Source organism: Caballeronia glebae, from assembly GCF_001545035.1.
GTDB classification, from domain to species: Bacteria; Pseudomonadota; Gammaproteobacteria; order Burkholderiales; family Burkholderiaceae; genus Caballeronia; species Caballeronia glebae.
The window spans coordinates 132,124-145,657 of the sequence record NZ_FCOJ02000013.1 but is presented as its reverse complement, the minus strand read 5'-3'; the positions used below and the strand labels follow the sequence as shown (position 1 = coordinate 145,657).

Genomic DNA, 13,534 nt, shown 5'->3' with positions numbered 1-13,534 from the left:
GGCCGGCATCGGAGCGGTGTGATGCTCCGGTGCCGGCCCGCTTCCTTTTGTGAACAGACGCCGAGTTTCAGCCGCGCGAGCCGCGCGAGATTTCGGTGCCGGCGTCGTGTGCGAGACGCGCGGTGATCGGCATCGAAAGGAAAGAGAACATGCCGACGACGACGAACGCGGGCCAGAAGTCGGACCATTGCACGCTCGCATGACCGTTCAGATATTGCGAGAGTTCGAGCGTGATGCCCGCGACCGTCACGCCGAGACCGAGCGACACCTGCTGCACGAAGCTCGCGAGACTGGTCGCGCGGCCGACGTCGCGTGTTTCGATCTCCGCATACGCGAGCGAGTTGAGGCTCGTGAACTGCAACGCGGGGAAGAAGCCGCCGAGCAGCACGACGGCCCAGATCACCCAGGTTGGCGTGCGGGGGAAGAACGAGCCGCACGCCGCGATTGCGATACCCGACAGCGCGGCGTTGTAGAAGAGCGTCTGACGGAAGCCGAAGCGATGCAGCACGCGCGAGGCGAGCGAGCGCATGAACATGCCGCCGAACGCGGACGCGCAGGTGATCGCGCCGGACTTGAACGCGGTCATGCCGAGACCTTCCTGCAGCGCGAGCGGCAGCAGGAACGGCACGGCGCCGAGCCCGATGCGAAACATCGAACCGCCGAGCACGCTCGCTTGAAACGTCGGCACGCGGAAGAAGCGCAGGTCGAGCAGCGGCGCCTTTGAGCGGCGCGCGTGGATGCAGTACAGCACGACCATCAGCGCGCCGGCCGCGCACATCGCGAAGGCGGTGCCTTGCGGAATCAGTTCGCCGCCGACGAGCGAGAGCCCGAGCAACAGCAGCACGCCCGCGCCCGCCGAGAGAAAGAAGCCGAACCAGTCGAGCCGGCCCGGATGTTCCTCGTGCGAGTTGGCGATGTAACGGTTGGTCAGATAGATGCCGGCGATGCCGATCGGAATGTTGATGAAGAAGATCAGACGCCAGTGCAGATAGGTCGTGATGAAGCCGCCGAGCAACGGCCCGACCGCGGGTCCGAGCATTGCGGGCACGGAGAGATAGTTCATCGCGCGAATGAACTCCGAGCGGCGCACCGAACGAAAGATGATGATGCGTCCGACGGGCACCATCATCGCGCCGCCGACGCCCTGGATGAAGCGCGCGACGGTGAAGGGGCCGAGCGATGTGGACGCCGCGCACAGCAGCGAGCCGACGACGAACACGCCGATGGCGGTGCGGAACACGGCGCGTGCGCCGAAGCGGTCGGCGACCCATCCGCAGATCGGGATGAAGACGCCGAGTCCGAGCACGTAGCTCGTGACGGCGACTTTCAGCGTGACGGGATCGCGTCCGAAGGCGCGCGCCATTTCAGGAATCGCGGTGACGATGACGTTGGCGTCGACGCTTTCCATGAACATCGCACACGCGACGATGAGAGGGGCAATGAAAGCTTTGACGGCGAGCGGCATGGAGATTCGCGAACGGCTCTTGGCGGCAAGAGCGGCGATTATGGCACCGATATGCAGCAATCGCTGAAGGATCGAAGCGCGCTGCGTGGTGCGTTCAACATTGAACGAGGAGTGAAGAAGCGATGGACCCGCAGGACCTGCAGCGTCTCGTCACGCAGACCATGCCCTATGGCAAATACAAGGACAGACTCATCGCGGATCTGCCCGGTCACTATCTCGCGTGGTTCGCGCGTGAGGGTTTTCCAGAGGGGAAACTCGGCAGTCTGCTCGCGTTGATGCACGAGATCGATCACAACAATCTGCGCTCGCTGCTCGATCCGTTGCGAGGCCGATGAGGTTCGCACGAGGTCTTTTCGAGTGAGACGGATCGCCGCGTAAGCACGCTATAGGTTGTATCGGCGAGATTTGCAAGCACAATATATTGTGGAAATACGAGGCGTCAAATGCTAGACTTCGGCAACGAATTCGACGCGCGTAGCAGGCTTTAAAGGTCCATCGATATGCTTGCGTCAGCGTGTATCGAGCGATGCAAAGTGCGTTCGATCACACACATCGAAGCGCATCGAAGACGAGCGAGTGAAGGTGGCAAAGTCGAGCGCGCGTTCATCGATTTTCGACACATGTTTTGCATCGCATCGCGTGGTCGACGAGAGACATCGATCGATGATCGAAGCGAGTCACGCTTCGATGCCTTCGCGCTTCGCGGCACAGCATCGAGCCGATGTTCGCAATGAAGCGCGGGGCGCTTCGCATCGTGCCCGGAGCATCGTCCGCAAAGGCTTATGCAACAAGGCTTCCAGAGCAGCGATGAAGTTACGCGAGAGCACGCTGCGATGTCTTGAAGGTCACTCGATCAGGACCGCTTCACACTCGATTCAAGAGATGTCGCTTCGAGCTTCACACACACAGCTTCGAGCCAAGTGTTGTATGCAGGTAGCAACGTCGAATCTAAATCGCATGAAAACGAGAATTTTCATGAGCAAACTCTTTTATCGCTCATGAAAAGATGGTACAAACCGATCTAAATTGATGGTGAGAATTTATGCTCAACTGGGATGACGAGACCACTGCCGTAGCTCCCTCGAGCGCTCCGCAACAGAACCCGTTGCGTAACGCCCAAGGCACGACTTTCGGTACGCAGGCAGCGCAAGCTGCGGCTCTCCAAGCTGCCCATCAGACTGCTCAGGCGGATAACATCTTCTCCGATGGTTTCGTTCCGCCCGCAGCCGCCATGCCCTCCGCCGGCGCGATCGCCGCTCCGAGCGAAGCGCGCGTCAATGTCGCCGACAAGCGCATCATCAACGGCAAGACCGACGTCAATCAGCTGGTCCCGTTCAAGTACAAGTGGGCGTGGGAGAAATACCTCGCCGGCTGCGCGAACCACTGGATGCCGCAGGAAGTGAACATGTCGCGCGACATCGCCCTGTGGAAAGACCCGAACGGTCTCTCGGACGACGAGCGCCGCGTCGTCAAGCGCAACCTCGGCTTCTTCGTCACGGCCGACTCGCTCGCCGCGAACAACATCGTGCTCGGCACGTACCGTCACATCACCGCTCCGGAGTGCCGCCAGTTCCTGCTGCGCCAGGCGTTCGAAGAGGCGATCCACACGCACGCGTACCAGTACATCGTCGAATCGCTGGGCCTCGATGAAAGCGAGATCTTCAACGCGTATCACGAGGTCAAGTCGATCCGTGACAAGGACGAGTTCCTCATTCCGTTCATCCAGACGCTGACCGATCCGGCCTTCACCACTGGCACGCTGGAAGCGGACCAGAAATTGCTGAAGTCGCTGATCGTGTTTGCCTGCATCATGGAAGGGCTGTTCTTCTATGTAGGCTTCACGCAGATTCTGGCGCTGGGTCGTCAGAACAAGATGACGGGCGCGGCCGAGCAATATCAGTACATCCTCCGCGATGAATCGATGCACTGCAATTTCGGCATCGACCTCATCAACCAGATCAAGCTGGAAGAGCCGCAACTCTGGACGGCCGAGTTCAAGGCCGAGATTCGCGAGCTCTTCAAGCAGGCTGTCGAACTTGAATATCGTTACGCTGAAGACACCATGCCGCGCGGGGTTCTCGGCCTGAACGCGTCGATGTTCAAGAGCTACCTTCGGTTCATCTGCAACCGGCGTTGCCAGCAGATCGGACTGGACCCGCTCTACCCGAACGAGGAAAACCCGTTCCCGTGGATGAGCGAAATGATCGACTTGAAGAAGGAACGCAACTTCTTCGAGACACGCGTGATTGAGTATCAAACCGGCGGCGCGCTCACCTGGGAATAATAAAAATCCAGGACGTGTTGCAGACGAAATCGATGGGATGGACGGGCAGCAGCGTGTCGCTCACGCGCGCCCGGCCGACAAGGTTTAGGAGAACGGTCGCCTGATGCAAAGTGCGCCTACTGACTTGGCGGGCCATGTGGTCCGAATAGAAGACAGGCGTTTTGCGCTCCCTGAAAAGGGATGGGCAAACTTCCCCCCGGAAAATGCCAGCGGCATGCTCGCTGGCTCGATCAAGCGATGGCCGGCGCCGCGAAGATGCGGTGCTGACTCAATTTGGCGCGCGGTGCCTCGGGGCACGGCGCGCCTTGCCGTATTCATTAGCGTAAGCAGGTGGGATCAGCGTACGCCGATGAATAATCCGCTTCGTAGCGTGCGTTATCGAGAAGGCGACACGCGGGAAGCGGGTTTTGACGAAGGGTGTTGTTTGAACTGACTCTCATCTGAAACCTGAAGGAGAAAAACCATGGCAGTTGCCAAGAAAAAACCCGCCGCCAAGAAGGCTGCAGCGAAGAAAGTCCCCGCGAAGAAGGCTGCTCCGGCGAAGAAGGTTGCCGCCAAGAAGGTCGCTGTGAAGAAGGTTGCAGCGAAGAAAGTAGCGGCAAAGAAGGTCGCGGCGAAGAAGGTAGCAGCGAAGAAGGTTGCAACGAAGAAGGTCGCAGCGAAGAAAGTCGCGACCAAGAAAGTTGCTGCCAAGAAAGTAGCGGCGAAGAAGGTTGCTGCGAAGAAAGTAGCGGCGAAGAAGGCGCCCGCGAAAAAGGCCGCAGCGAAGAAAGTCGCGACCAAGAAGGTAGCGGCGAAGAAGGCTGCAGCCAAGAAGGCGCCTGCGAAGAAGGCCGCAGCGAAGAAGGCGCCTGCGAAGAAGGCCGCGGCGAAGAAGGCTCCTGCGAAAAAGGCGCCTGCGAAGAAGGCCGCAGCGAAGAAGGCTCCTGCGAAAAAGGCTGCTGCGAAGACCGCAGCCGCTGCGCCTGCGCCTGCCGCTGCTCCTGCTGCGAAGAAGGCCCCCGCGAAAAAGGCTCCGGCCAAGAAGGCCGCTGCTGCGAAGAAGACTACGGCTGCCGCTCCTGCAACGACGGCAACGACCGTATCGGCACCTGCTCCGGCTCCGGCCGCTGCGGTCAAGACGGCGTTGAACCCGGCGGCGGCATGGCCGTTCCCGACGGGCAGCCGTCCGTAAGCTCTCGCAGTAGGCAGCACCCAGGCACAGTGCGCTGTGCCCTTAGTCCGGGTAGGCCTACCCGGCCTGAACCCGCCGCCGGGGGAACCTGGCGGCGGGTTTTTCGTTTCGGCGAACGAATTTCATCTCACGCTCGTTGCTCGATGCAGGGCCCAAAGAAAAAGCGCATGCATCTTTCGATGTATGCGCTCGTGCAGGATAGGGATAGCGCTTCAGCTTTGCGGCGCTATTCCTCCGCTGAATGCTTCAGGTTCAGTGAGTGACGCGCGTGACGCCGCCGCTCGACAACAGACGCACGCGCTCGCCCGCCTGGAACACTTCGCCGTTCGCGGTCTGCGTGATTGCGCGCAGGTCGCCGTTATCGAGACGTACCGTGATTTCGAGACCGTTCTTCATCGCGACGCTATTCTCGACTGCGTTGCCCGCGACAGCGCCAGCCAGCCCGCCGATGATGCCCGCGATGATCGAGCCATTGCCGCCGCCGATCGCGCTCGCCGCCGCCACGCCGCCGAGCGCACCGCCGCCGATCGTGCCGAGACCCGTAGGCTGGCCGTTGTTCGAACTGATCTTCACGCCGCGCACGCTTTCGACGGTCGCCAGGCGCACCGTTTCTTCGCGCTGCGCCTGCGACGCCGTGTAGACGTCAGACGAGCTGCTGTTGTAGGCGCAGCCCGTCATCGCCACCGAGCCGACGAGCGCCATTGCCAGCGCGATACGACTTACCATTTTCATTCCTTCACTCCAATCATTCAGAACAGGCTGCTTCCGAAGGCCTGCTTGAAACGCTCTTCAATTTCGGCGCGCGTCGGCGCGTAGGTTTGCGGGCCCTGATGTTCGATTTTCAGCGAACCCATCAGACTTGCGAGACGACCCGTTTTTTCCCAGCCAAGCTTGTTCTCGATGCCGTACAACAGGCCGCCCCGGAATGCGTCGCCGCAACCGGTCGGGTCGACCACCTGGCGCGCCTGCACGACAGGAATGTCGGCCACGCCATCTCGATGATAGATCTGCGCGCCGTGTTCGCCACGCGTCACCACGAGGGCGTCGACGCGGCTCTTGATGTCTTCGATCGACCAGCCGGTCTTGCTACTCAACAACTTGGCTTCGTAATCGTTGACCGCCACGTAGGTGGCGAGTTCAATCATGCGACAAAGTTCCACGCCTTCAAGGATAGGCAATCCCTGACCCGGATCGAACACGAACGGCACGCCCGCGCGCGCCAAGCCTTCGGCGTGCTCGCGCATGCCTTGGGCGCCGTCGGGCGCGACGATGCCGAGCGAGACGCCCTGCGCTTCGTCGGCGCGGTTCAGATGCGACTCCATCATCGCGCCGGGGTGGAACGCGGTGATCTGGTTGTTCGCGAGATCGGTCGTGATGAAGCACTGCGCCGAGTGTTGATCCGGCAGCACGCGCACGTATTCCTTCGACAAACCGAGCGCGTCGAGCCGGTCCGTGTAGAGCTGCGAATCGGCCGCGCCGAGCGTCGCCATGATCTTCGGGTCGCCGCCGAGCAGCTTCAGCGCATACGCGATGTTGCCCGCGCAGCCGCCGAAGTTGCGCCGCATCGTCGGGACCAGGAAGCTGATGTTCAGCATGTGTACCTGATCCGGCAGGATGTGGTCGCCGAAGCGGCCCTGGAAGGTCATGATGTTGTCGTAGGCGAGCGAGCCGCAGATAAGCGTAGCCAAGGCGAACGTCCTTATAGATAGGGGCCGAGGAGAAAAATGCGCATACGGCGCGCGGCGAGCGTTCACCGCGCCTCGTATGCGCGGACCGCTCCGGTCGGAAGCGGTCCGGCGCGACGATTACTTCAACGCGGCGAGCGCTGCGTCGTAGTTCGGTTCCTCCTTGATCTCGGACACGAGTTCCGAATGCAGCACTTTGTCGTTCTGGTCGAGCACGACGACCGCGCGCGCGGTCAGGCCTTTGAGCGGGCCGCTCGTCACGTCGACGCCGTATGCCTGCGCGAATTCGTGGCCGCGAAACGTCGATGCCGTCACGACATTGTCGATGCCTTCGGTCGTGCAGAAGCGCTTGGCGGCGAACGGCAGATCGCCCGAAATCACGACGACGACCGTATCGCTCAGGCCCGCGGCCGCTTCGTTGAACTTGCGCGTCGAGGTGGCGCAGGTCGGCGTGTCGAGACTCGGCACGATGTTCAGCACCTTGCGCTTGCCCGCGAAGTTCGCGAGCTTGACGTCGCCGAGATCCGCGCCGACGAGCGTGAATTCGGGCGCCTGCTGGCCCGCGCCCGGGAACGTGCCGCTGACGTCGATGGGGTTGCCGCCGAGGGTAACTTGACTCATGTTGCGCTCCAGAGAATTGTCAGATGCTGACGGGAAAATCGCGCGTGGGTGAACCGCGAGGGCCGTGACGCGCGTCGTGTGGAACCGGGGCAGGCGGCGTTCGCGCGCCTGCCCGTCATCACGGGTAAAAGACCTGAACCCGATAATTGGCGGCCACCGCGTCGCCCGTATCCAGCCGGACGATGACCGGTTGCGCGCTTTGCGGCGCGAGGCCGACGGCGAATATCGTACCCGGTCGCGCGTAATCCTGCGGCCAGAGCACGCGCCGGATCGCCACGTTGTTCTTGTCGTCGAGCAGCGTGAGTTCGAGCGCCGGATACGCGAGCGCGACGTCCATGCGGTTGCGCAGCGAGAGCTTCAGTTCGAGCTTGTGCGGGCCGTCGACCTGACGCAGCCCCGAGCTCTCGATCTGCAATCCGTCGATGTCGCGCGGTGGCGAGAGCGTGCAGCCGATCTGCTCGCAGACACCCGAGTAGAGCGTGTGCGAGCCGGGCACGAAGACCATCACGGTTTCGCGCTGCCACCACGCCAGCTGCACGAGCAACAGCAACGCCAGCAGCACGGCGACGATAATGCCCGCGATGCGCCCGGCCTTTCCCGAGCCGGCGCGGCCACGCACCGGCGCACGCGGCTCCCGCGACTCGCGGACGGCCGGAAACGCTTCGTTTGCGCTTACGCGGCGAGCGGGGGCGGGCGGCTTCTTGGCGCCGAAACCGGGCTCCGCGTCGTCGCGCCAGGTAGGTGCGGCGGGCTCCGGGGCGGCGTCCGCGGGCGGCGCGTCCGGCTCATGAACCGGTCCGATGAACGGCTCGGCACGCTCGTCGACAGGACCGACGAGCGGCGCGACGGGCGGCTCGCCGAGCGGCAGATCGCCGGCTTGCGCGGAATTCGCGGCATTGGAGTGTGTCGCGTCGACGCGGACGAATTGCTTCAGGCGCGGGGGCTCCGAAGGCAGCGCGGAAGGCTCGTTCGCGGCATCGGTCTGCCCGGGCTCGCTGCGCGGCGGCGCGGTTCGCTGCGCCGAGGTGTTCGCGAACGCGGGAGCATCGGCATAGACCGTGCGCTCGCTATCCGCCTGTGGCTGCTCGCCCGGCGTATCGGCATGCTTGGCGGAATCGAGGTTGCGCGGTGCGAACCGACGCGGCTTGAGCGGTGCATCGGGCGGCGCCGTGACATGCGTGGGCGCATCGGCGTCGGGCACGTGGCCTGCGCCCGAACTCGTCGCGGGACCGACGGCGGCATCATCGTCGATGATCGCGGCGTGTTGAGCGACGCCTGCCGCGGCCGGCTCGTCCGGAAGCTCGAAGCGGTGATGCGCGGCATCGAAGACTTCCTGGCAGTGGCCGCAGCGCACGCGGCCGTCATGCGGCGCGAGCAAGTGCGGGTCCAGCTTGAATACGGTGTCGCAGTGGGGGCAGCGGGTTGCCAGCGCCATATAGGAAGTGCCGTTGGCCTTGCGGCCTGATCGTGGAGGATGGCGCTATTCTAAAGGCTTTCGCGCCGCGTTCCCGCGAGGCATACCCAGCCTTCGTGCTCGCGCCAGACGCCGATGTCGATCCACTTGGCATAGACCGCCGCGACCTCGTCGGCCTGGCGCGCGAGCACGCCCGACAGCGCGATTCTGCCGCCCGGCTTCACCTTTGCGGCGAGCATCGACGCCATCAGCTTGAGGGGATTCGAGAGGATGTTCGCGACGACGATATCGAACTCGCCGGCTGGGCACGCATCGGGCAAACCGTAGGTCACGTCCGCGCGATTGCGCTCGCTGTTCTGACGCGCCGACTCGACCGCTTGCGGATCGATGTCGATGCCGACGACCGGTTCCGCGCCGCACTTCTTCGCGAGAATCGCGAGGATGCCCGAGCCGCAGCCGTAATCGAGCAGCGATTGCCCCGGCTTCACCGATTGCTCCAGCCATTCCATGCAAAGCCGCGTGGTCGGATGGCTGCCGGTGCCGAACGCGAGCCCCGGATCGAGTTCGAGCACGAGCGCGTCCGGATCGGGCGCGTCGTGCCACGAAGGCACGACCCAGATGCGCTCGCCGATGGAAATCGGATCGAACTGCGACTGCGTGAGACGCACCCAGTCCTGGTCCTCGACGCCGCGCACAGTGAACGAAGGCGTCGCCGCGAGTCCGATCTCGTTCGCGGCCGCAGCGAGCAGCACGTCGGGATCGGCGTCTTCGGCGAGCAGCGCGACGACCCGCGAGCGGTTCCACGCACTCTTTTCGGGCACGAGACCCGGCTCGCCGAAGAGCGGTTGCTCGTCGGGCGTGTCGGCGTCCGCGTCCTCGACCGACACTGACAGCGCGCCGACTTCAAGCAGCGCGTCCGACAGCGCTTCCGCGTGCTCGCGATCCAGCTCGGCAATCAGTTCCCGGTAACTCATGCTATCTCTCTGAATAAAGCGTGCTTCAAGACTCTTCTGCGACTGCGGCCTGGCGCGCGGCCAGCTTGTTTTCGAGGTAGTGAATGCTCGTGCCGCCTTCGACGAACTTGGCGTCGATCATCATCTCGCGATGCAGCGGGATGTTCGTCGAGATGCCTTCCACGACCATTTCCGACAGCGCGATGCGCATGCGATTGATCGCCTGTTCGCGCGTCGCGCCGTAAGCGATCAGCTTGCCGATCATCGAATCGTAGTTCGGCGGAACGAAGTAGTTGGCGTAAGCGTGCGAATCGACGCGGATGCCCGGGCCGCCCGCCGCGTGCCACGACGTGATGCGTCCCGGCGACGGCGTGAACTTGAACGGATCTTCCGCGTTGATGCGGCATTCGATCGCGTGGCCGCGAAACTGAATGTCTTTCTGGCGGATCGAGAGCTTCTCGCCCGCGGCGATGCGAATCTGCTCCTGCACGATATCGACGCCCGTGATCAGTTCCGTAACCGGATGCTCGACCTGCACGCGCGTGTTCATCTCGATGAAGTAGAACTCGTTGTTCTCGTACAGGAACTCGAACGTGCCCGCGCCGAGATAGCCCATCTTCTTGCAGGCGTCGGCGCAGCGGTCGCCGATGCGCTCGATCAGCCGCCGCGCGATGCCCGGCGCAGGCGCTTCCTCGATCACCTTCTGGTGACGGCGCTGCATGGAGCAGTCGCGCTCGCCGAGCCAGATTGCATTGCGGAAAGAGTCCGACAGAATCTGAATCTCGATGTGGCGCGGGTTTTCGAGAAACTTCTCCATGTACACCTGCGGGTTGCCGAAGGCGCGGCCCGCTTCTTCGCGCGTCATGTTCACCGCGTTGACGAGCGCCGCTTCTGTGTGCACCACGCGCATGCCGCGGCCGCCGCCGCCGCCCGCAGCCTTGATGATGACGGGATAGCCGACCGCGCGCGCAATCTTCACGATCTCGCGCGGATCGTCCGGCAAGGCGCCTTCCGAGCCCGGCACGCACGGCACGCCGGTCTTGATCATCGTCTGCTTGGCCGTGACCTTGTCGCCCATCAGGCGAATGGTCTCGGGACGCGGGCCGATGAACGTGAAGCCCGATTGCTCGACGCGCTCGGCGAAGTCCGCGTTCTCGGAGAGAAAGCCGTAGCCGGGATGGATGGCTTCGGCGTCGGTGACTTCGGCCGCGCTGATGAGCGCCGGCATGTTGAGGTAGGAGAGATTCGAAGGCGCCGGTCCGATGCAGACGGCTTCGTCGGCCAGCTTGACGTACTTCGCTTCCTTGTCGGCTTCCGAATAGACGACGACTGTCTTGACGCCCAGTTCGCGGCACGCGCGCTGGATGCGAAGCGCGATTTCGCCGCGGTTCGCAATGAGAATTTTTTCAAACATAGTGGGTCGGCTCATCAACGGGCTCGCGCGAGCGGCCCTCGGGGATCCAATCGGCGGCGCGCTTCTCGACGGATCGATGCCGCCGAACGCGCCGGCGCGGTGAAGCCGGGCGGCGGCGATGCAGACCGCATCCGCCGCACGGCCCGGTGCGCCTTTAGTCGCCGATCACGAAGAGCGGCTGGCCGTACTCGACTGCCTGGCCGTTCTCGACGAGGATTTCCTTCACGACGCCGGCCTTGTCCGCTTCGATTTCGTTCAAGAGCTTCATCGCTTCGATGATGCAGATGGTCTGACCTTCCTTCACCGTATCGCCGACCTGGATGAACGGGTCCGCGCCCGGCGACGGCGCGCGGTAGAACGACCCGACCATTGGCGAGGTCACGATGTGGCCTTGCGGTGCGACGACCGCGGGCGCGGCTGCTGCGGGCGCGCCCATGTCGCCTGCGCCGCCGTAATGCGGCGCGGCCGGTCCCTGCATTTGCGGCGCGTACTGTTGCGGCGCCTGCATGTAGACCGGCGCGGCGTTCTTGACGATGCGAACCTTGCCTTCGCCTTCCGTCACTTCCAGCTCCGAGATGCCGGATTCCGAGACGAGGTCGATCAGCGTTTTCAGTTTACGAAGGTCCATCGAAAAATCCCCTTTCAATACTTGGAGACCGGGGTTTCCCGGCACTTGACTTGATTTGTGGGTGTTCTGACTGCTCAGGCGCAAGTCGGCGCGGCCAGCCGGCCGACTCGCGCGCCCGTGAAAGCGCCGACGCAGACAACGGCGGCGGAATCGGTCGGCACGCCGCGAGCGTTCGCATCGAACGCATCGGCGTGGTCGCTTTGAAACGCGTGCCCGAACGGCATGCACATGAGCTCAGCGGATGCCCCGCGCCGGCCGACACCCGTGCTACGGATGTCGGACTCGATGACGAGGGAGCCACATAGCACCGGCAGAGTTGTCATAGTCGCTTCGGGTTGTACGGAATTGGGCGCACTTTAGCGCCGTTTAGAGAATTTTGTCTAGTTTTACCGTGCAAGCCCATTTGAAACGGCGGGACAAATTATCGCGGCGCGCTGTGCGACAAGCCCAATTTCACGCAAAATCGCGGTACTTCCTGCTAAATCGCAGCTTAATGAGCCCAAAGCGCGGTGTACTCGCAGCGAATTTTTACAGGCTGTCGAGCGTATGTTTCAACTCGGCCGGGTCGACTTCCCCGAGCTTTGTCGAGCGAACCTTCCCGTTTGCGTCGATTACGACGGTGAACGGCAAGCCGCCCGCATTGTTGCCGAAGCTACGTGCAAGATCCGCGCCGCCGAAGCCGGTGACATAGACCGGATAGGCAACCGGCACCTTTTTCAGGAAGTCGTTGACGTTTTTTTCGCTATCGACGCCGAGCCCGATGAACGTGATGCCTTTCTTCTCATACTCGCGCTGCATGGCTGAGAGCGTCGGCATTTCCTTCACGCACGGTCCGCACCACGACGCCCAGAAGTTCACGACGACCGGCTTGCCCTTGAACGCCGCGAGCGGTTGCGAGGTGCCCGAGGCGCCAGGTGGTGTCGCTTTCCAGAGTTGATCGACGGCGTTGCCGCTCGCCTGCGTCGCGGCCGCGGTATCGCCGCCGGAAAACAAATGGCCCGCGTAGAAGCCGCCGACGGTCGCGGCGACTGCGACCGCGAGGGCCGCCAGAATGCGTGTGCTTTTCATGAGCGTCCGGAAGAAAGATCAGCCGCCGATTTCGAGCGGCGGAGCATCGGGATGATCGAGCAACGTGCGCACGGCCGCCGCGTTCACGCGTGCGGGGCGTCCACGGTTGTCCGCGCGCACGGCGCCGCGCAGATCGTCCGGCCCGTAAAGCGCGATATGCACGCCGGTCGGCTCCTCGTTGCGCGCGCGGTGCAGAAAACTCAGCGTTTCGACGTAGCCGCGTCCGGCGAAATGCCGGGTCTCCGACACGTCGTATTGCACGTTCGCATTCAGCAGATAAATCGCGACTTCCTTCGGATTGTCGCAGAAGCATTGCAGATGGATATCGGAGTGCTCGCCCGCCGTGCCGTTGAGCACCGCGCCCGTCAGATACGGATCGAAGGGCTTCAGCCGCTCCATCCAGTCGAGCGCGACCTCGCGCATGCGGCGCAACACGGCTGGCTGGCTGTCGCTCTGGAAAATCGCCTGATACTCGCGGATTTCCTCTTCGATCTGGTCGTTATCGGGCAAGAACTCGCCGCCGATTTTCGTCTCGCCGACGACCTGCCGCGCGGCCTTGCGCTTGGCCGTGGAATAGTCGAGGCCGTCTTCGGCGATCATCCTCGCGGCGGCAATCGCGATTTCCTCGCGCACGCGCTGCGGATCGAAATGTGATTTGCGAACCATGCCGGAATGATACTAGATAAGCTTGAGCGGCCCTTTTACGGGCTCTGGACAGCGGACTCGCAGCGGCCAAAGGACGCATAGCCCGCTCGGTTACAATATGCGCCTTCAGGCGCCTTTCTGCACGGGTTTGCCCTCAGGTTCACCCGTATGGCGCCAATCCTG

Annotated in this window: 15 protein-coding genes; 4 read left to right on the top strand and 11 right to left on the bottom strand. The window is 63.1% G+C overall.

The window, feature by feature from the left end:
* Nucleotides 1-67: 67 nt before the first annotated feature.
* Nucleotides 68-1,465, bottom strand: a complete 1,398-nt coding sequence (locus tag AWB82_RS11925) for an MFS transporter (protein ID WP_086967340.1) — start codon at nt 1,463-1,465, stop codon at nt 68-70.
* A gap of 122 nt (nt 1,466-1,587) precedes the next feature.
* Between AWB82_RS11925 and AWB82_RS11920 the strand changes: the two genes are divergently transcribed.
* From AWB82_RS11920 to AWB82_RS11905, 4 genes are all read left to right on the top strand, one after another.
* Nucleotides 1,588-1,800, top strand: coding sequence for a DUF3820 family protein (locus tag AWB82_RS11920; RefSeq protein WP_086967339.1), 213 nt, complete (start codon nt 1,588-1,590; stop codon nt 1,798-1,800).
* Nucleotides 1,801-2,507: 707 nt separating this feature from the next.
* A complete protein-coding gene (locus tag AWB82_RS11915; protein ID WP_086967338.1) occupies nt 2,508-3,749 on the top strand; it encodes a ribonucleotide-diphosphate reductase subunit beta in 1,242 nt (413 codons plus the stop codon).
* 103 nt (nt 3,750-3,852) lie between these two features.
* Nucleotides 3,853-4,182, top strand: coding sequence for a hypothetical protein (locus AWB82_RS38260; protein WP_086967337.1), 330 nt, complete (start codon nt 3,853-3,855; stop codon nt 4,180-4,182).
* A gap of 30 nt (nt 4,183-4,212) precedes the next feature.
* Nucleotides 4,213-4,923 carry a histone H1-like DNA-binding protein gene (locus AWB82_RS11905; RefSeq protein ID WP_086967336.1) on the top strand — a complete coding sequence of 237 codons (711 nt, stop codon included), beginning with the start codon at nt 4,213-4,215 and terminating at the stop codon, nt 4,921-4,923.
* A gap of 252 nt (nt 4,924-5,175) precedes the next feature.
* Here AWB82_RS11905 and AWB82_RS11900 read toward each other — a convergent pair whose 3' ends face one another.
* From AWB82_RS11900 to AWB82_RS11860, 10 genes are all read right to left on the bottom strand, one after another.
* A complete protein-coding gene (locus AWB82_RS11900; RefSeq protein ID WP_086967335.1) occupies nt 5,176-5,655 on the bottom strand; it encodes an outer membrane lipoprotein in 480 nt (159 codons plus the stop codon).
* A gap of 17 nt (nt 5,656-5,672) precedes the next feature.
* A complete protein-coding gene (locus AWB82_RS11895) occupies nt 5,673-6,611 on the bottom strand; it encodes a carbohydrate kinase family protein (RefSeq protein ID WP_086967334.1) in 939 nt (312 codons plus the stop codon).
* A gap of 117 nt (nt 6,612-6,728) precedes the next feature.
* Nucleotides 6,729-7,229, bottom strand: coding sequence for a thiol peroxidase (gene tpx, locus AWB82_RS11890; protein ID WP_086967333.1), 501 nt, complete (start codon nt 7,227-7,229; stop codon nt 6,729-6,731).
* 118 nt (nt 7,230-7,347) lie between these two features.
* Nucleotides 7,348-8,664 (bottom strand): zinc-ribbon and DUF3426 domain-containing protein, encoded by a 1,317-nt coding sequence (locus tag AWB82_RS11885; RefSeq protein WP_086967332.1) that lies wholly within the window; start codon nt 8,662-8,664, stop codon nt 7,348-7,350.
* Between the two features lie 50 nt (nt 8,665-8,714).
* Entirely contained in the window at nt 8,715-9,617 is a 903-nt protein-coding gene (gene prmA / locus AWB82_RS11880) for a 50S ribosomal protein L11 methyltransferase (protein WP_086967331.1), read from the bottom strand.
* A 25-nt stretch (nt 9,618-9,642) separates the two neighbouring features.
* Entirely contained in the window at nt 9,643-11,010 is a 1,368-nt protein-coding gene (gene accC, locus AWB82_RS11875) for an acetyl-CoA carboxylase biotin carboxylase subunit (protein WP_086967330.1), read from the bottom strand.
* Nucleotides 11,011-11,164: 154 nt separating this feature from the next.
* Entirely contained in the window at nt 11,165-11,638 is a 474-nt protein-coding gene (gene accB, locus AWB82_RS11870) for an acetyl-CoA carboxylase biotin carboxyl carrier protein (RefSeq protein ID WP_086967329.1), read from the bottom strand.
* 74 nt (nt 11,639-11,712) lie between these two features.
* Nucleotides 11,713-11,961, bottom strand: coding sequence for a hypothetical protein (locus AWB82_RS37035; protein ID WP_143756705.1), 249 nt, complete (start codon nt 11,959-11,961; stop codon nt 11,713-11,715).
* A 205-nt stretch (nt 11,962-12,166) separates the two neighbouring features.
* On the bottom strand, nt 12,167-12,706 hold the full coding sequence (locus AWB82_RS11865; protein WP_086967328.1) for a TlpA family protein disulfide reductase: 540 nt from the start codon (nt 12,704-12,706) through the stop codon (nt 12,167-12,169).
* An 18-nt stretch (nt 12,707-12,724) separates the two neighbouring features.
* Nucleotides 12,725-13,372 carry a UDP-N-acetylmuramate--alanine ligase gene (locus tag AWB82_RS11860; protein WP_086967327.1) on the bottom strand — a complete coding sequence of 216 codons (648 nt, stop codon included), beginning with the start codon at nt 13,370-13,372 and terminating at the stop codon, nt 12,725-12,727.
* Nucleotides 13,373-13,534 lie beyond the last annotated feature (162 nt).